The 16,884-nt window shown below is 70.5% G+C and carries 19 protein-coding genes; 8 read left to right on the top strand and 11 right to left on the bottom strand.

What is annotated here, in order from left to right; translation table 11 throughout:
• The first annotated feature begins 17 nt into the window (after positions 1-17).
• The 3 genes from J2Y46_RS16825 to J2Y46_RS16835 are packed head-to-tail and all read left to right on the top strand — an operon-like array spanning position 18 to position 2,881.
• Complete coding sequence (locus tag J2Y46_RS16825) at positions 18-1,436, top strand: ferric reductase-like transmembrane domain-containing protein (protein ID WP_052676832.1); 1,419 nt, start codon at positions 18-20, stop codon at positions 1,434-1,436.
• A 30-nt stretch (positions 1,437-1,466) separates the two neighbouring features.
• Complete coding sequence (locus tag J2Y46_RS16830) at positions 1,467-2,027, top strand: FMN-binding protein (protein WP_045300218.1); 561 nt, start codon at positions 1,467-1,469, stop codon at positions 2,025-2,027.
• Complete coding sequence (locus J2Y46_RS16835; protein WP_084695640.1) at positions 2,024-2,881, top strand: FAD:protein FMN transferase; 858 nt, start codon at positions 2,024-2,026, stop codon at positions 2,879-2,881. Before J2Y46_RS16830 ends, J2Y46_RS16835 begins: the two co-directional genes overlap by 4 nt.
• On the opposite strand, the gene J2Y46_RS16840 is transcribed toward J2Y46_RS16835, so the two are convergent.
• The 4 genes from J2Y46_RS16840 to J2Y46_RS16855 all read right to left on the bottom strand — a co-directional run bounded on the left by J2Y46_RS16840 (position 2,812) and on the right by J2Y46_RS16855 (position 6,468).
• Positions 2,812-3,156, bottom strand: a complete 345-nt coding sequence (locus J2Y46_RS16840) for a DUF2200 domain-containing protein (RefSeq protein WP_045300220.1) — start codon at positions 3,154-3,156, stop codon at positions 2,812-2,814. The two genes, J2Y46_RS16835 and J2Y46_RS16840, sit on opposite strands and share 70 nt — an antisense overlap.
• A 264-nt stretch (positions 3,157-3,420) precedes the next feature.
• Positions 3,421-4,380 (bottom strand): NAD(P)-dependent alcohol dehydrogenase, encoded by a 960-nt coding sequence (locus tag J2Y46_RS16845; protein ID WP_045300223.1) that lies wholly within the window; start codon positions 4,378-4,380, stop codon positions 3,421-3,423.
• Between the two features lie 70 nt (positions 4,381-4,450).
• Positions 4,451-5,719: an acyltransferase family protein gene (locus J2Y46_RS16850; protein ID WP_245619610.1), complete on the bottom strand. Its 1,269-nt coding sequence runs from the start codon at positions 5,717-5,719 to the stop codon at positions 4,451-4,453.
• Positions 5,644-6,468 (bottom strand): acyltransferase, encoded by an 825-nt coding sequence (locus J2Y46_RS16855; protein WP_245619611.1) that lies wholly within the window; start codon positions 6,466-6,468, stop codon positions 5,644-5,646. The genes J2Y46_RS16850 and J2Y46_RS16855 overlap by 76 nt, the downstream gene beginning before the upstream one ends.
• Positions 6,469-6,874: 406 nt before the next feature.
• On the opposite strand from J2Y46_RS16855, the gene J2Y46_RS16860 reads away from it, so the two are divergent.
• Positions 6,875-8,377 (top strand): SulP family inorganic anion transporter, encoded by a 1,503-nt coding sequence (locus tag J2Y46_RS16860; protein WP_045300225.1) that lies wholly within the window; start codon positions 6,875-6,877, stop codon positions 8,375-8,377.
• Between the two features lie 8 nt (positions 8,378-8,385).
• Here J2Y46_RS16860 and J2Y46_RS16865 read toward each other — a convergent pair whose 3' ends face one another.
• Together J2Y46_RS16865 and J2Y46_RS16870 are read right to left on the bottom strand one after the other, a co-directional pair.
• Positions 8,386-8,808 carry a type II toxin-antitoxin system VapC family toxin gene (locus J2Y46_RS16865; protein ID WP_157005571.1) on the bottom strand — a complete coding sequence of 141 codons (423 nt, stop codon included), beginning with the start codon at positions 8,806-8,808 and terminating at the stop codon, positions 8,386-8,388.
• Positions 8,792-9,025 carry a FitA-like ribbon-helix-helix domain-containing protein gene (locus J2Y46_RS16870; RefSeq protein ID WP_045300227.1) on the bottom strand — a complete coding sequence of 78 codons (234 nt, stop codon included), beginning with the start codon at positions 9,023-9,025 and terminating at the stop codon, positions 8,792-8,794. The genes J2Y46_RS16865 and J2Y46_RS16870 overlap by 17 nt, the downstream gene beginning before the upstream one ends.
• Positions 9,026-9,206: 181 nt before the next feature.
• Here J2Y46_RS16870 and msrB point away from each other — a divergent pair, with 181 nt between their 5' ends.
• The 3 genes from msrB to J2Y46_RS16885 all read left to right on the top strand — a co-directional run bounded on the left by msrB (position 9,207) and on the right by J2Y46_RS16885 (position 11,308).
• Complete coding sequence (msrB, locus tag J2Y46_RS16875) at positions 9,207-9,674, top strand: peptide-methionine (R)-S-oxide reductase MsrB (RefSeq protein WP_045300229.1); 468 nt, start codon at positions 9,207-9,209, stop codon at positions 9,672-9,674.
• Positions 9,671-10,225, top strand: coding sequence for a peptide-methionine (S)-S-oxide reductase MsrA (msrA, locus tag J2Y46_RS16880; protein WP_045300231.1), 555 nt, complete (start codon positions 9,671-9,673; stop codon positions 10,223-10,225). The genes msrB and msrA overlap by 4 nt, the downstream gene beginning before the upstream one ends.
• Before the next feature lie 135 nt (positions 10,226-10,360).
• The gene (locus J2Y46_RS16885) at positions 10,361-11,308 is read left to right on the top strand and encodes a hypothetical protein (RefSeq protein WP_310243809.1); all 948 of its coding nucleotides are present in this window, start codon (positions 10,361-10,363) and stop codon (positions 11,306-11,308) included.
• A 3-nt stretch (positions 11,309-11,311) separates the two neighbouring features.
• Here the strand turns inward: J2Y46_RS16885 and J2Y46_RS16890 are convergent, their stop codons facing one another.
• Genes J2Y46_RS16890 through J2Y46_RS16900 form a run of 3 tightly spaced genes read right to left on the bottom strand, consistent with a single transcriptional unit; the run spans position 11,312 to position 13,721 of the window.
• Positions 11,312-11,932 carry a GyrI-like domain-containing protein gene (locus J2Y46_RS16890; RefSeq protein WP_045300235.1) on the bottom strand — a complete coding sequence of 207 codons (621 nt, stop codon included), beginning with the start codon at positions 11,930-11,932 and terminating at the stop codon, positions 11,312-11,314.
• Positions 11,929-13,017, bottom strand: coding sequence for a phosphogluconate dehydrogenase (NAD(+)-dependent, decarboxylating) (gene gnd / locus J2Y46_RS16895; RefSeq protein ID WP_045300237.1), 1,089 nt, complete (start codon positions 13,015-13,017; stop codon positions 11,929-11,931). The genes J2Y46_RS16890 and gnd overlap by 4 nt, the downstream gene beginning before the upstream one ends.
• Positions 13,018-13,076: 59 nt before the next feature.
• Positions 13,077-13,721, bottom strand: a complete 645-nt coding sequence (locus J2Y46_RS16900; protein WP_211255934.1) for a DUF1345 domain-containing protein — start codon at positions 13,719-13,721, stop codon at positions 13,077-13,079.
• A gap of 106 nt (positions 13,722-13,827) precedes the next feature.
• On the opposite strand from J2Y46_RS16900, the gene J2Y46_RS16905 reads away from it, so the two are divergent.
• The gene (locus J2Y46_RS16905) at positions 13,828-14,373 is read left to right on the top strand and encodes an AAA family ATPase (protein ID WP_045300241.1); all 546 of its coding nucleotides are present in this window, start codon (positions 13,828-13,830) and stop codon (positions 14,371-14,373) included.
• 53 nt (positions 14,374-14,426) lie between these two features.
• On the opposite strand, the gene J2Y46_RS16910 is transcribed toward J2Y46_RS16905, so the two are convergent.
• On the bottom strand, positions 14,427-16,127 hold the full coding sequence (locus tag J2Y46_RS16910) for an AarF/ABC1/UbiB kinase family protein (RefSeq protein WP_045300243.1): 1,701 nt from the start codon (positions 16,125-16,127) through the stop codon (positions 14,427-14,429).
• 121 nt (positions 16,128-16,248) lie between these two features.
• Complete coding sequence (locus J2Y46_RS16915) at positions 16,249-16,809, bottom strand: PadR family transcriptional regulator (protein ID WP_045300245.1); 561 nt, start codon at positions 16,807-16,809, stop codon at positions 16,249-16,251.
• Positions 16,810-16,884 lie beyond the last annotated feature (75 nt).

Raw genomic sequence — 16,884 nt, forward strand, 5'->3', positions numbered from 1 at the left:
AACCCTGAGGAGCAGCCATGGCTACGATCGCGTCACCGACCGCACCGCTCGCGCTGCGGCGTCCGTCCCTCGCCGCAGGGCGCCGCCGCGCTGCCGCGTGGAATGCCGGCGCGATCGCCGTCATCTGGCTGACGAGCCTGTTCGTGGCGGCCCTGTGGGTGTCCGGCGGTGGAGTCGACGCGGTCCTCGGAGAGGGCGCGGAAGCGCTCAACGCGGTGGGGCGCCTGTGCGGCCTGGTCGCGGCGAACCTGCTGCTGTACCAGGTGCTGCTCATGGCGCGGGTGCCGCTGTTCGAACGGGGATTCGGACGCGACGGCATCACGAGGATGCACCGCGTCGTCGGGTTCTGGTCGTTCTGGCTCATGCTCGCGCACATCGCGCTGCTGGTCGCCGGCTACGCGGCGGTCGCACAGGTCAACCCGTTCGTGCAGCTGTGGGAGTTCGTGTGGGACTACCCCGGCATGCTGCTCGCGACGGCGGGCGCCGTGCTCATCGTGCTCGTCGCGGTCACGTCGATCCGGCGGGCACGGCGCCGGCTGCGGTACGAGTCGTGGCACCTGCTCCACCTGTACGCGTATGTCGGCGTCGGCATCGCACTGCCGCACCAGCTGTGGGCCGGCGCCGACTTCACGGCGTCCGCGTGGGCGACCGTCTATTGGTGGACCCTGTGGGCGCTCGCGGCGGCCGCGATCGTCGTGTTCCGCCTCGGGGTTCCGGCGGCACAGTCGATCCGGCACGGCCTGCGGGTCGCCGCGGTCGAGGCCGACGGCTCCGGCGGGGTGACCGTGCGGATGCGCGGACGCCGGCTCGATCGCCTCGCCCCACGTGGCGGCCAGTTCTTCGTCTGGCGCTTCCTCGACGGCCCGGGGTGGTCGCGCGGCCATCCGTTCTCCCTCTCGGCCGCACCCCGCGGCGACGAGCTCGCCATCTCGGCGCGGATCGTCGGGGACGGCACCGCACGGCTCGCCGGGCTTCGCCCCGGCACGCGGGTGCTCGTCGAGGGTCCGTACGGCCGGATGACCGGAGAGGCACGCTGCGGGCGCAAGCTGCTCCTGGTCGGCGCCGGGGCCGGGGTCGCACCACTCGTGTCGCTGCTGGAGTCCGAGCCGTTCGCTGCGGGCGAGGCCACGCTCGTGACCCGCGACTCGACTCCTGACGCCGCGCTGCGGGGCGCCGCCATCGCAGCGCTCGTGCGTGATCGCGGACTGCGGCACGTTCCTCTCGACGGACCGCGCGCGTCGTCCGCAACGCCGTGGCTGCCCGCGTCCCACGTCGCATGGAACGGCGCCGATGCCCTCCGCCACCTCGCGCCCGACCTCGCCGATTACGACGTGTTCGTCTGCGGTCCGCAGCCGTGGATGGATGCCGTCACTCGCGACGTGCGTGCAGCCGGGGTCGCGCCGGCCCGCATCCACACCGAGTCCTTCACGATCTGAGGCCGTCATGCACCCTTCCAGGAGTCCGAGATGAAGAAGATCGTCTACGCCGTCCTCGCCACCGTCAGCGGCCTGGTGCTGCTGTTCAGCTACCGCACCTCGCACATCGACGCGATCCAACCGGTCGCCGCAGACACCGCGAGCACCTCGTCGAGCTCATCCGGCTCGACACGGAGCGACGGCAGTGGCACCGAAAGCGAGACCGACACCGGCACTCAGACCGGCAGCGGGGCCGAGACCGACGCGGGCTCCGGCGATTCGACATCCGGGGCGACGGGCTCGGACGCGGGCTCCGGGTCGTCCACGGGACTCTCCGACGGCACCTACACGGGCTCGTCGGCGAACACCCGCTTCGGCCCCGTCCAGGTGCAGATCAGCGTCTCGGGCGGGCAGATCACCGACGTGCAGGTGCCGGAGTACCCGTCGGGAAACCCTCGCGACCGCCAGATCAACCAGCGCGCACTCCCCGTGCTCGTCGCCGAGACCACCGCGGCCCAGTCCGCCGACATCGACATGGTGTCGGGCGCGACGTACACCAGCCAGGGCTACCTGCAGTCGCTGCAGAGCGCGATCGACCAGGCACGGGCATGAAGCGTCCGCACCGGCATGTGGAGGTCGCCGACATCATGGGCACGGCGATCAGCGTGCACGTGATCGGTGACGTCGACTCTCACGTGTTCGCCGCCGCCACCGCCGCCCTCTTCGACGAGCTGCGCCTCGTGGATCGGGTCTTCTCGCCGTATCGCGACGACTCCGATCTGCTGCGCGTGGCGCGCGGCGAGCTCGCGATGGTGGATGCCTCGCCCTGGGTCGCCGAGGTCGCCCAGGCATGCGCGCAGGCAGAGTCCGACACCGGCGGCCTGTTCACCGCGACGTGGGCCGGGGTGTTCGATCCGACCGGGTATGTCAAAGGATGGGCCGCGGAGCGGACCGCCCGCACGCACCTCGCCCCGCTGCTCGATCATCCCGGCGTGGTCGCGGCGGGGATCAACGCCGGCGGCGACCTTCAGCTCCTCACCGCGCCGGGAGCCGATTGGACCTGGAACGTCGCGATCGTCGATCCCGCCGACCGGGCGCGGGTGCTCGCCACCGTGCCCGTGCGCGATGGAGCCGTGGCCACCTCGGGGAGCGCGGAGCGTGGCGCGCACATCATCGATCCGAGATCCGGCCGCGCGGCGGCGGGAGCCGCGTCGGCGACGGTGGTGTCGGCGAGCCTCGCCCATGCCGATGTCTGGGCCACCGCGGCTGTCGTGGCCGGATTCGACGACCTCGGGTGGATCGGACGCGCGGGCCCGACGACCGGCCTGATCGTCGACGACGCCGGCCGCGTACGCCGCTGGCTCGACGGCGTCGAGGTGGGCGTCGACCCGGTCGATCAGGCGGCGCGGAGGATCTTCTCCATCGACTTGCCGCGGGCGAGTTCGTCGACGAGCTTGTCGAGGTAGCGGATCTTCTGCATCAACGGGTCCTCGATCTCCTCGACGCGCATGCCGCAGATGACGCCGGTGATGAGCGAGGCGTTCGGGTTGAGGTCGGCGTCCGCGAAGAAGTCCTCGAAGGTCGTGTGCTCGTCGATGTGCTGCTTCAGCTCCGCGTCGTCGAATCCCGTGAGCCACTCGATGACCTCGTCGAGCTCCGCGGTCGTGCGTCCCTTCTTCTCGACCTTCGTGACGTAGAGCGGGTAGACCGAGGCGAAGCTGATCGTGAAGATCCGGTGCATGCCGACAGGCTAATGCCGCTCGGATGCCTCGGCACCCGGCATCCGCAGTCCCAGACGAAGAAGATGGTCCCGGTGGGTTGCCCTCCCACCGGGACCATCACGCGTCGACGGGAGACGGTACGGCGACCCGAACGCCGAAGCTCGACCGCTACGCGTTGAACTGCTTGTGTTGCTCCGCCAGGTTATGCATCGCCACCCGGATCCGTCTGCCCGTTGACATGCTCCGCGCCGAACTGGTAACCGCAGCCTGGCACCCCTGATGGGTCACTCCCTGCGCACCGCCACCACGACCTTGCCGAGGGCGCGGCCCTCACCGTGCCACGCGAGAGCCTCGGGGACCTGGTCGAGCGGGAACACGCGATCGATGTGCACCTGCACCTCTCCTGCCGCGCAGCGTTCGGCGACCGGCACGAACGCGGAAGGCCCCTGGCGCACGAAGAGCACACCCAGGTGCTTGCGGGTGAGGACCCCGACAAGCGCGCCGGCGGTCAGCATCCGTACCAGTGTCCTTGCCGTTCCGCCCACCATCACGCACCGGCCGTCCTTCGCGAGCGCGCGGGCGTAGGCGAACACCGAACGGCGGGCGACGAGGTCGACGATGAGGTCGTACGGCCCCTGTCGGGTGAAGTCGTCGCGGCGGTAGTCGATCACCTCGTCCGCGCCGAGCGCGCGAAGGAAGTCGAGCTTGCCGGCGTTGTCGACCGCCGTCACGTGCACGCCCTGCTGGACCGCGAGCTGGATCGCCAGGCTCCCCGATCCTCCGCCGGCGCCGTTGAGCAGCATCCGTGCTCCCGGCTCCGCCAGTGCGACGGCGTGCGTCGCGATCGCCGCGGCCTGCGGAAGAGCGGCCGCCTCGGCGAACGACAGCTGCACGGGCTTGGGAGCGAGCATCGACTCGGGCACGGCGACGAACTCGGCGAACCCTCCGTACCGAGGCATGATGTCGCCGAACACCGCGTCGCCGACCGCGAAGCGGGTCGCGCCGTCGCCGCCGGCCGCGACCCGGCCGGCGATGTCGGAGCCGAGGATCCCGCGGTGCGGCCGGAACAGCCCGCCGAGCCGGGCGTAAGCCGGGCTGCCGTGCAGCCCTTCCCAATCCGACAGGTTGACCGACGTCGCGAAGACCTCCACGAGCACCTCGCCGGCGCCGGGCACCGGCCGGGGGATGTCGCGCAGCTCGAGCCGCTCGGGCGACCCGTACCGCTCGTACATGACCGCGCGCATGTCCCCATCGTCGCGGGCGCGAGGGGCCGCGCGCAACGGCCGACCGGCCGGTGGCGGAGTGCCGTCGCAGTCACCCTCCTGCATGAGGCGGCAGCAGGGGCTGCAGCGCCCTGCCGAGCACGTGGGCCATGTCGGCGCTGATGGCGGCGGTGAGGTGGTGCGAGTCGCGGTAGACGAGCGTGTTGCCGATGATCGGCGGGCAGGCGTCGGCGTCGCAGAGGTACTCGTTGAGGTCGACGAGCGGGATGCCGCGCTTCGCGGCCGCCGTAGCCTCGCCCTGACGCGCGGGTCCTTCGAGCGCGACCGTCCGCGGTTGCGCGCAGGCCGCGGCGTCGGACAGGTGCGCCGACAGGCAGGGCGCCGGATCCTCACGCATGTCGGGGGTGTCGGCCATCATCGCGACGGGCGCGTCGATCGCGTCGAGCGTGCGGCCGAATGCCGCCGCCCACGTCTTCGCGTCGTCGTCGACGCCCGGGGCGAGCTCGGGGTCGGTGAACGTCGCCAGGACCACCAGAGCAGGCGGCGAGGCGTTGATGCGGTCGATCACGGCATCGCGCCATTCGGGGCACTGCGGGTACGGCGCACCGCGGCGCAGCGACTCGATGTCGGCGGCGGGGCATGAGCTCTTCGTGTGCACCTCGACGGAGTACCCCGCCGAGGTGGCGAAGCCCTCGAGCGCCGGGAACCACTGCGCGGCGTGCGAGTCGCCGAACAGCACGATGCGTGGCGCCGCGGGATCCCCGTACACGCAGCCCTCGGCGTCCGTGGAGGCGATGCCCAGCATGCAGCCGTCGTCGTAGACCTCGGGGAGACTGTCGCGCGCGTCCCGCAGCGCGGGCGCGAGGTTGTCGGGCACGAAGTCGGTGCCGCGCGGGGCGTCGGCGATGACGGTGCTCGACGCCGCGCGCTCCGCGTGCAGCGACCGGGTGTCGGCCACCGCGTACGCGGCGCTGGCGAGGCCGAGGCACGCGAGCGAGCCCGCCAGCGCGCCCGCCAGCGTGACGCGCGCCCGCCGCTTCGTGAGCAGCGGTGTCCGCCGCACCGGGTCCTCGACGAACCGGTAGAGCAGCCACGCGACAGGCACGCACGCGACCGCGATCAGCAGCGTCATCCACAGCGGGAGCTCCCCCGGCAGCGCGGTGCCGGGGAGGACGATCGCCGGCCAGTGCACGAGGTACAGCGAGTACGAGATCGTTCCGAGGAACACCATGCCGCGGGCGGACAGCATCCGAGTCGGTCCAAGCCGCGACTCGCCCGCCGCGATCACGGCAGCCGTGCCGAGCACGGGAAGGGCGGCCGCCGCGCCGGGGAAGAGCGTCTCGGGCGAGAAGAAGGACACGGACGCCGCGACCGCCGCGATGCCCGCCCACCCGAGGAGAGCGGCCCCCCGCTCCCCCACGATCCCGGGCCGCCGCTGCAGCAGCACGGCCACGAGCCCCCGACGCAGAGCTCCCACGCGCGCGAGGGGAGCGAGAAGAACGCCCACGGCTGCGCGGTGAACGTGAGCCACACGCAGAGCGCGAACGACGCGGCCACCACCCCGATGAGCACCCCCAGCAGCGCGCGTCGCGACCGGGCCAGCACCCAGACCAGCGCGAGCAGCGCCGGCCACAGGAGATAGAACTGCTCCTCGACGCCGAGCGACCAGTAGTGCTGGAACAGCGACGGGTTCGACGACTCGGCGAGGTAGTCCGAGTTCGCAGAGGCGAAGAAGTAGTTCGGCACGTAGAGCGCCGTGGCGACGGCGGCCGCCCAGAGGTCCTTCATCAGCAGCGGTGGATACCAGATGAGCGCGGCTGCCACCGAGAGCGTGAGCACGACGAAGGACGCCGGCAGGATGCGTCGCGCGCGTCGCGCGTAGAACTCCCCGAACCTCAGCGTGCCGTGGCTCTCCAGCTGTCCCAGGAGGTGGGACGTGATGAGGAAGCCCGAGATGACGAAGAAGACGTCCACGCCGACGTAACCGCCGGGCAGGAACGGCACTCCCGCGTGATAGAGCAGGACCGACCCGACTGCGATCGCACGCAGTCCTTGGATATCGGCGCGAAAACCCGAGTGGTCGGGCTGGGCGCTGACTCGGTCCACCACTCGAGCGACTGTAGGCCGGCGGGGTGAACAGCTGTCACCCCCTTGACGAGAGGCCGGGAGCACTCCACCATTCGGCCGCGGATGCTCGACCCGCGGCATCCGCTCTCCCATCACGAATGCGCGACGCCGTCGGCCGCATCCCCGGCGCGGCGATGATTCCCACCGTCATCGCGGGGACCCTCCCGCGGTGAGCCGGCGGTACGCCGGCTCACCGGGCAGATGCCCTGTGAACCCGGAGGTCGACATCGGCCGTCACGTCACTCCGCACGATCGACCCGGAGGGCTCGAAGATCGGTGGCGTCCTCGGGGACGCGGCTAGAGTCGAAGGGCCGCGCGGGTCGCGGCGTCCCTCCCCTCATCCACCCCCTGCGGGCGCAACGGTGCGCGCGATATCCGAGGAGCGCCCGTGTCCGCCGTCAGCGAATCCGCCGATCGCTCCGGCAGCCGGCCGACCGTGCTGCACGCGCTGCGGCACCCGGGTCTGCTGACCCGCGAGGTCATCGCCGGCCTCGTCGTCGCGCTCGCCCTCATCCCCGAAGCGATCGCCTTCTCGGTCGTCGCGGGCGTCGACCCACGCGTCGGACTGTTCTCATCGTTCGTGCTCGCCGTCGTCATCGCGTTCACCGGCGGGCGTCCGGCCATGATCACCGCCGCTGCCGGGGCGGTCGCGCTGGTGATCGCACCCGTCGCGCGCGAGTACGGCTCGGACTATCTCATCGTCACCATCGCGCTGGCGGGCGTCATCCAGGTGCTGTTCGCGGTGCTGGGCGTCGCCCGGCTCATGAGGTTCATTCCGCGCAGCGTCATGGTCGGCTTCGTGAACGCCCTCGCGATCCTGATCTTCCTGTCGCAGATGCCGCAGCTCGTCGACGTGCCCTGGGCGGTGTACGTGCTCGTCGCCGTGGGTCTCGGCATCCTGTTCGTCTGGCCGCGCGTCACGCGCGCGATCCCCGCACCGCTCATCGCGATCGTGGCGCTGACCGCGGTCGTCGTGGCGTTCGGGCTCTCGGCGGTGCCGAACGTCGCCGACCAGGGCGAACTGCCCCGGAGCCTTCCGGAGCTCCTCATCCCGAACGTCCCGCTGACGTGGGAGACGCTGCAGATCGTCGCGCCGTACGCGTTCGCCGCCGCGCTGGTGGGGCTCCTCGAGTCGCTGATGACCGCGAAGCTCGTCGACGACATCACCGACACCCGCTCACGCAAGACCCGTGAGGCGTGGGGACTCGGCGTCGCCAACATCGCGTCGGCGTTCCTCGGCGGCACCGGCGGCTGCGCGATGATCGGCCAGACGATGATCAACGTGAAGACGTCCGGCGGTCGCACGAGGATCTCGACGTTCATGGCGGGCGTGTGGGTGCTGATCCTCGTGGTCGCCCTCGGCGACATCGTGGGACTCATCCCGATGGCGGCCCTTGTCGCCGTGATGATCGTGGTGTCGGTCATGACGTTCGACTGGCACAGCGTCCGTCCGTCGACGCTGAAGCGGCTGCCGCGGAGCGAGACCCTCGTGATGCTCGTGACCGTCGTGGCCACGGTCTGGACCCACAACCTCGCCGTCGGCGTGATCCTCGGCGTGCTCGCCGCCATGGTGCTGTTCGCCCGCCGCGTCGCGCACTTCACGACCGTGACGCGCGAGGTCGACGGCGACACCGCCCGGTACCGCGTGGACGGCGAGCTCTTCTTCGCGTCGAGCAACGACCTCACCACGCAGTTCGAGTACGCTGCCGATCCGCCGCACGTCGTCATCGACCTCTCGCGCACCCACGTCTGGGACGCCTCGACGGTCGCCGCCCTCGATGCCATCGTCACGAAGTACGAGGCGCGCGGAACGACCGTCGAGCTGTACGGGATGACGGATGCTGCGGCCCGCTTCCATGGCCGCCTCAGCGGAGAGCTCGGCTCGGCCTGAGCCCGAGTTCAGATGCGGACGACCTCGATGGGGCACCCCGCGACGCGGGCCGAGGCGATGCGCCGATCGCCGGTGAGAAGAGTCCCACCGAGTCGCTCGGCGAGCGCGACGTAGCCGGCGTCGTAGGTCGAAAGGTTCGCCCGCAAGGCCCACGCCCGATCAGCGAGCAGCTCCCATGGCCACAGCTCGATCGGAAGAGCGTGGGCATGCAGACGTGCTGCCGACGCCTGCGCCGCACTGAGCCGCCCTCCGCGCTCGAGGCCACGAAGCGCGCTGTCCACTTCGATCGGGAGGATGGCCGGCGCATGCAGGCTCGCACTGCCGATCCGGCCCGCGAGCGTCGCCGTGCGTGCGGCTTGTGCTGCGACGAGCGCGACCACGACGCTCGCATCTACGACCAGGATGCCGGGAGCATCAGGGCCGTTCGGCATCGACGGCGCTCACGATCTCATCCATCTCCAGCTGCGGGTACGTCTGCGCATTGAGGCGCGCACGTGCGATGGCCTCGGCAGCACTCGGCGTCGTCGCCAGGCGGCGAAGTTCGAAGCTCAAGTACTCCTGGAGCGACCTGCCGGACCGCGCCGCGCGAGCGGCGAGCTCATCGCGCACGTCGTCCGGCACGTTGCGAATCGTGACGGTGACAGCCATGCATGCATAATACCTTCCACGCCTGCAGAATGCATACATCTCTCGATCGCCCCGCGGTCGATCGCAGTTGGGCGCGTGCGACGGAACTCACGGCGCGCTCCCAGGTTCGCGGGACCAAAACCCGGGAGGCATCCGTTCTCCTCTATGACGCCGCAGCCAGCCGCGTCGAACTGGAGGAATCGTGAGCAACGACTACCGCAAGACCCCCGAGGCGCTCAGCCGCCTCACCGACACCCAGTACCGCGTGACGCAGGAGGAGGGCACCGAGCCCGCCTTCCGCAACGCGTACTGGAACAACCACGAGCCCGGCATCTACGTCGACGTCGTCTCGGGCCAGCCGCTCTTCTCGTCGACCGACAAGTACGACAGTGGAACCGGATGGCCGAGCTTCACCAAGCCCATCGAGCCCGACGCCGTCTCGACCAAGAAGGACTGGAAGCTGCTGCTGCCGCGCACCGAGGTGCGCTCGTCGGGCGCCGACAGTCATCTGGGTCACGTCTTCCCCGACGGCCCACGGCAGGCCGGGGGCCTGAGATACTGCATGAATTCGGCCGCACTGCGCTTCGTGCCCGCCTCGTCGCTCGAGGACGAGGGCTATGGCGCCTACCGACACCTCTTCACCACCGAGAACCAGGAGCACGCATCATGACCAGCGGTCCCTTCGACACCGGCGAGATCACCCGCACCCCCGGCACCGAGACTGCGGTCCTCGCCGGCGGCTGTTTCTGGGGCATGGAGGACCTGATCCGCCGCCAGCCCGGCGTGCTCGCCACCCGGGTCGGCTACACCGGCGGCGAGAACGCTCACGCGACCTACCGCAAGCACCCGGGTCACGCCGAGGCGGTCGAGATCGTCTTCGACCCCACGAAGACCACGTATCGCGACATCCTGGCGTTCTTCTTCCAGATCCACGACCCGTCGACCCTGAACCGTCAGGGCAACGACATCGGCTCGAGCTACCGCTCCGCGATCTTCCCGCTCTCCCCCGAGCAGGCCGAGGTCGCCCGCGACACCATCGCCGATGTCGACGCCTCGGGGCTCTGGCCGGGCAAGGCCGTCACCACGATCGAGCCCGAGGGCCCGTTCTGGGAGGCCGAGCCCGAGCACCAGGACTACCTGATCCGCATCCCGAACGGCTACACGTGCCACTTCCCGCGGGCCGGCTGGGTGCTCCCCAAGCGCGCCGACGCGACGGCGTAAGCCAGACGAGAAACGGATGCCGCGACCCGGCCGGGTCGCGGCATCCGTTCGTGCGTCGGGGTATCACGGGGCGCACGGGCACCCTCCTCACAGCATGCGGCGCAACCCGCGCCGCGAGGCCAAGGGAGAGCGATCGTGGCTGATGCGACGCTGCCGGCGCCACCCACCGTCGGCATCAAGATCCCTGAGGGCAGGTCCTGGCTCGCCCTCGAGATCGCACGGATGCGGGATGCTGCACGTTCACGCGCGGCCGCACGCAGGAGAGCGACTTCGCGGAAGAAGCCGATCGGGCTCCTCCATGTGGACGACGCGCAGTTCCAGAGGGCGGCTCTGATCGTCGCCGTGAACGCCCCGCAGCAGTTCGGCAGGCTGGACGAGATCATCCTGCGCGGCCGTTTCGTCCTGCGCGGCGAAGACGTCGCCACGCTCGACGAACTCGTTCACGAAGCGGTGAGAATCGCCGCGATCGGCTTCGACGGACCAGGGCCCCACCCCTCGGAGCTCACCGCCCTGGACGGCCGCATCATCTACGCGGCCGACTTCCTCCAGCGCAGAGAGGGCGAGATCGCACGCCGACGGTACGCGCGAGGCCTGCTCGGCGGCGTCACGATGACGTTCTTCCTCCTCCTGCTCATCGGCGCGGGCGGCGTGGCCGTCATCACGCTGTGGCGCCATGGGCCGATGCCGGTGGACCAGAGCGAGGCTCTGCGCGACGTGCTGGTCGCCGTCGGAGCGGGCGCGGCGGGCGCCTGCGTGAGCGTCATGCTGCGCATGCATCGCATGCACAATCTCACGATCGAGTCGGCCGCCCGAGGCGCGGCGATCTACCGCATCTTCCTCGGCTGGTTCTTCGCCGCGGCCGTGGTGTTCTTCTTGAAGAGCGGCCTGCTCGCCGGCATCTTCACCGTCCCCGACGATCACGTCGCGAGCTGGTTCTTCTGGGGCGCCGTCGGATTCCTGGCAGGTTTCAACGAGCGCTGGGCGACGAACCTCATCTCGCGCGGTCCTGGCAGCACGGCGGAGGGCGCCCACGGCCACCCGACGCAGGAGGCGGCCGACGCGGCGAAGCCGCCGACCGTCTGAACGTCAGCCCGAGGGGTCGACCGGCTGACGCAGGATCGTGCGGAGCTTCTCGGGGGCCGTGCGGCGGGCGTCGGTCAGGTAGATCTCGTGGTGCCGGCCTCGCATGCGCAGCCCTGCTTCGGGAATGAAGCGCTCGTGCATCTCGGCGAGCACCCGCGCCTCGTCGTCGTACGACCCGACGTGGAGCCTCTGCACGCACCGGCCCTCGGCGAGCTCCGCCAGCCGCAGTCGATCCAGGGCGGGTGACCCGCCCTTGGCGGCGGCCGCATCCCGCGCGCGTTCGAAATGGCTGCCGTCGAGCCACTCCGGAACGAGGCTCATCATCGTCCAGCTCCACCGGGACTTGTCGCGCTCCGACGTGAACGCCGCCATGTCGTCGGACCACCACAAGCCCTCGAGCGGCATGACGACGTAGTCGCGGCCGAGTTCGCCCTTGCTCAGGAACTTGAGCTTGTAGGCGGCCCCGAACACCGCCGCCACGGCCTCGCCGTACTCGTCCGAGGTGTTGGGGTCGCCGTGGCCGTCGACCATGAGGTACTGCAGCGGTGGAACGTCGACGATCTCGAACGACCCGCGCGGTGCTGTGTACGCCGCGATCGACTTCTTGAGGTCGGCCTTGGTCACGAAGCGCCGTCGGTCCCTGGCTGACGGCCGCCGGACGACTCCGACTTGCGCGAGCCCGCCTCGAGCACGTCGCCGGCAGGCAGCTCCTGGTGGCCGCCGAACTGCAACCGCATGGCCGAGAGCACCTGGTTGGCGAAATGGTCCTCGCCGCGCGATGCGAATCTTTCGAACAGGGATGCTGCGAGCACCGGCGCCGGCACGCCCGTGTCGACCGCGGCCTTGACCGTCCAGCGTCCCTCGCCCGAGTCCGAGACACGCCCCGCGAGGCCGTCGAGTGTGGGGTTGCCCTGGAGCGCCGCCGCGGTCAGGTCGAGGAGCCACGACGAGATCACGGATCCGCGGCGCCACAGCTCGGCGACCTTCGGGGTGTCGATCGTGAACTGGTAGAACTCGGGCTCCTCGAGCGGGGCGACCTCGGCGGAGTGCTCGGCTTCCTGAACACCGGCGTCCGCGTGCTCGAGGATGTTGAGGCCTTCGGCGAGCGCCGCCATCACCCCGTACTCGATGCCGTTGTGCACCATCTTGACGAAGTGGCCGGCGCCGGACGGCCCGCAGTGGAGGTACCCCAGCTCCTCGGGGGCGAAGTCCCCGGCGCGCCCCGGCGTGCGCTCGACCTCACCGCTGCCCGGGGCGATCGTGCGCAGGATCGGCTCGATGCGGGCGAACGCCTCGTCGGGCCCGCCGACCATGAGGCAGTACCCGCGTTCGAGGCCGAACACGCCGCCGCTCGTGCCGACGTCCACGTAATGGATGCCGCTGTCGCGCAGGGCGGCCGCACGGCGCACGTCGTCGCGGTAGTTCGAGTTGCCGCCGTCGATGATGATGTCGCCCGGATCGAGCAGCGCGGCGACCTCGTCCACGACTCTGCCGGTGAGCCCGGCAGGGATCATGAGCCAGACGGCGCGCGGCGCCTGGAGCTTGGCGACGAGATCCGCCAGGCTGTCCGACCCGACAGCGCCTTCACCAGCGAGTCCGGACACGGCGTCCGGGCTGACGTCGTACACGACGCATTCGTGACCGTCCCGCATCAGACGCCGGACGATGTTGCCGCCCATCCGGCCCAGGCCCACCATTCCCAGCTGCATCGCCGCTCCCTCTGCTCACCTGTGAAGGGCGCCGTGCGCGGGCGCCCGTGCTCGAAAGTCTAGGGAGCCGTCAGGTCGGCGTTGATGATGGTGCTGAACGCGAGGACGATGATGACCGCATTGAGGAAGAAGCTGGTCGTGGTGTGCCACACCACGGTCCACCTCATCCGTGTCGTCACGACCTGCACGTCCGACACCGAGAACGTGGTCGCATTCGTGAACGAGAAGTACACGAAGTCTGCCAGGCGCGGGTTCCGGGTGCCGGGGAAGATCAGCGGCGGATTGGCGGCGAGGCGGTAGCGGCGGTCGTAGATGCGCGCGAAGCCCCAGTGGTACAGCCCCCACGACAGCAGCATCGCGAGTACGCCGACCGGCTCCACCCAGCCTGCCCAGTCCGGGTCGCCCCGCAGCACGACGATCTCGATGGCCGCCACGATTCCGACCACGCTCGCGAGAAAGGTCGCGGACGCGGTGATCGCCGCGACGACCGGATGAGCGTCGAACTGTCCGATCCACCGCGGGGCGGCGATCCGGGATCGCTTCACACTCGCGCCGACGGCGACCACGGATGCCAGCCAGTAGAGCCCGCCGAGCGCGCACCATGCGGCGAGCGCGTCAAGGGTGGGCTCGATGTCGTCCACGAGGAGGATCTGGAGCCCGAGCCAGATCAGGGCGAGCTGCACCAGCAGATCTGCGACCCGCACGATCACCGCCCAGACCACACGCACCCCCGAGGACGAGTTCCTGCGTGCCACCGTAGCGGGTGGGGGGCCTGCCCAGCCGGACGCGCGCCACCCGTATGCTCCGATCATGCGGATCGTGGTCTCGGGCACCCATGCGAGCGGGAAGAGCACCCTCATCGGCGACTTCTCGGCGGCACACCCCGGCTACGAGGTCCTGTCGGACCCCTACGAGCTCCTGGATGAGGCAGGCGACGAGCCCGATGCGGGATTGTTCCTCGCCCAGCTCGGCATCTCCGCCCGGCGCCTCACCGCGTTCGAGCAGGGCGCGAAGGTCATCGCCGAGCGCGGCCCGCTCGACTTCCTCGCGTACCTCACGGCCCTCGACGAGCTGGGCCGCGTGTCCCGGCCCGGCGGTCACCCGGCCCGAGCCCTCGACCTCACCGTGGCCGCGATGGCGCACGTGGATCTGCTCGTGATCCTGCCGCTCGGTGGAGACATCCGGGTGCCCGCGGACGAGGATCCGCAGCTGCGCGAGGCCATGGACGGTGCGCTCCTCGAGCTCTCGGACGACCCCGACCTGCTCGGTGACGCCACGGTGATCGAGGTCACCGGCGCCCCGACCGCTCGGCTGGCGCAGGTCGAGGCCGCGATCGCGGACCTCGACGGCCGCTGACGCGCCGGGGGCGCAGCATCCGTCACGCGACTTCTGGACCTGCCGATGCGCGCTCAGCCCTGCGGGCCGCGACTGCCTGAGAAGCCCGCGAACAGCGCGTACAGCAGCGGCACGAGCGAGCCGATCATGAGCACGGTGCCGATCGTGAGGTCTTCGGCGCGCAGCACTGCCCCGCTGATCAGCAGCCCGGCGAACAGCACGGCCGCCACGACGCGCCTGATCAGGCGCTCGAGACGGCGCAGCCACCGGTCGAGCTTGGGAACGTCGGCGACCAGGCGCCCGTCCTCGATGCGCGTCACCATGTCGTCCAGGCGACGCGGCAGCCGGGCCATGACGCCGGCGGTCGACACTGCCTCCTGCGCGATCGCCTTCGCGGCGTTGCCGCGCTCGTCGCGCAGCAGGCGCGCGGCATACGGCTCGACGGCGTCCCACACGTTGAAGGCGGGGTCGAGCGAGCTGCACATGCCGCTGGTGAGCGAGACCGCGCGGATGATGAGCAGGAAGTTCTCGGGCAGCTGGAACGGCAGCGACCGCATCACGTCGCCGAACTCCTTGGCGAACTGGCGGAACTCGCGCGGGTCGACCTCCTGCAGCTCCGCGAACCCCATGCCCCCGAAGCGCCCGAACAGCGCCGTCATCGCGCGCTCGAGCTCGACCGTGTCCGCCGACGGGAGGAGCACGCCGACGGCACGGATGCTGTCGATCATCTGCGCGCTGTTGCGCGAGGCGACCGCGATCATCAGCTGCTGCAGGTTGTGGCGCAGCTTGTCGGGGACCTCGCCCATCATGCCGAAGTCGATGAAGGTGAGGGTCCAGGGATGCCGGGAGTCGCCGACGGCCCGCGTGACCGGCGTCACGAAGATGTTCCCAGGATGGGGGTCGGCGTGGAAGAAGCCGCGCAGGAAGAGCTGGTCGAACATCACGTTCGCGAACTCGACCGCGACCTGCGCCGGATCGATGCCCGCAGCCCGGAGTCCCTCGACGTCGTTGATCTTTATGGCGGTGACGTCGGCGAGCGTCAGCACGCGGCGCGTCGTGCGCTCCCACGCGATCTCGGGCACCGTGACGCGCGGGTCGCCCGCGAAGTCCATCGCGAAGCGCTCCGCATTCTGGGCCTCGTGAAGGTAGTCGATCTCCTGACGGCTGGTGTGTGCGAACTCCTCGACGAGCGCGGGCAGGTCGACGTGATCGCGCACGATCCGCACACGGGTGAGCCAGCCGGCCACGCGGCGCAGCGCCGCCAGGTCGACATCGACGATCTCCTCGATCCCGGGCCGCTGCACCTTGACGACGACGCCGGCGAACCCTGTCTCAGCCGCGTCGGCCGGCGTCAGCCGCGCGCGATGCGCTTGGCCGAGGGATGCCGCGGCGACGGGAGTCTCGTCGACCCACTCGAACGCGCGGCTCAGTGGAATGCCCAGCTCCGCCTCGGCGAGCGCGCGGATCGCGGGGAAGGCGACCGGAGGGACCTCGTCCTGCAGTCCCTCCAGCTCCTTCGTGATCTCGGGCGGCAGCACGTCGAGCCGGGACGAGAGGAACTGCCCCACCTTGATCATGAGGCCGCCGTACTGGACCGCGAGCACGTGGAACCGGCGGGCGATGTTCTGGAGGCGCTGGGTGCGGCCGCGCGCGGCGAGCGCGCCGAAGCCGAACCGGGGCAGGACGAGCTCGTACCACCACGCCTGCGCGATGTACCTGCCGGCGAAGCGCAGGATCCGGCGGTAGCGGGCGCGCGGGTTCCCGACGTCGGCCATCGAAGCTCCTCGGACGGTGCTGTTCAGCGGTTAGGGATGCCTGCGATCCCGGTCGCCCGGGATCGTGTGCCCCGCCGAACCCGCGGACTCGGGCCGACGCCGTCTGCCGGCACGCCGGCCGTCAGTCCTGAGCCAGGATCGAGTAGAGCTTACGCCGCGCGTCGTCGAGCACTTCGACGGCCTTCGCCACCTGCTCGGGCGTGCCGCTGCGGCCGACCGTCGCGGCGGCCTGAGCGAGCTTCGCGCCGGCCTTGGGGAGCGCTGTGGCGCGTCCCGAGTCGCGTGACCCGGCCGCCTCCCACGGGGCCGACTGCCCCTCGGCGGCCGCCGCCGCCGCACGACCCGCCTCGGTCAGCGAGTAGGTCTTCTTGCCGTTCGATTCCTCGGCGGCGACGAGGCCCTCGTCGGCGAGCATCTGCAGCGTGGGGTACACCGAGCCGGGGCTCGGCTTCCACGCGCCGTCGCTGCGCTCCTCGATCTCCTGAATGATCTGGTACCCGTGCATGGGCTTCTCGGCGAGGATCGCGAGCACTGCGGCCCGCACATCGCCCTTTGCGACGCGCGGCGAGAAGCTGCGCTCGAATGTGTCTTTCAACTGGTCCATCGCGTCCCAGAAGCTGCTCGGAAGCCCCGAGCCCTGCCCTCCCGGACGGGAACCGAATCCCTGGAATGAACCGCTCATGGCGACCTCCTGAACGAGCGTGTGCCGATACCCTGACGATACCTACCGATATATCGGTGGACAAGGTCCGGGCCT

It is taken from the genome of Microbacterium sp. BE35 (assembly GCF_031457705.1).
Classification (GTDB): domain Bacteria; phylum Actinomycetota; class Actinomycetes; order Actinomycetales; family Microbacteriaceae; genus Microbacterium; species Microbacterium trichothecenolyticum.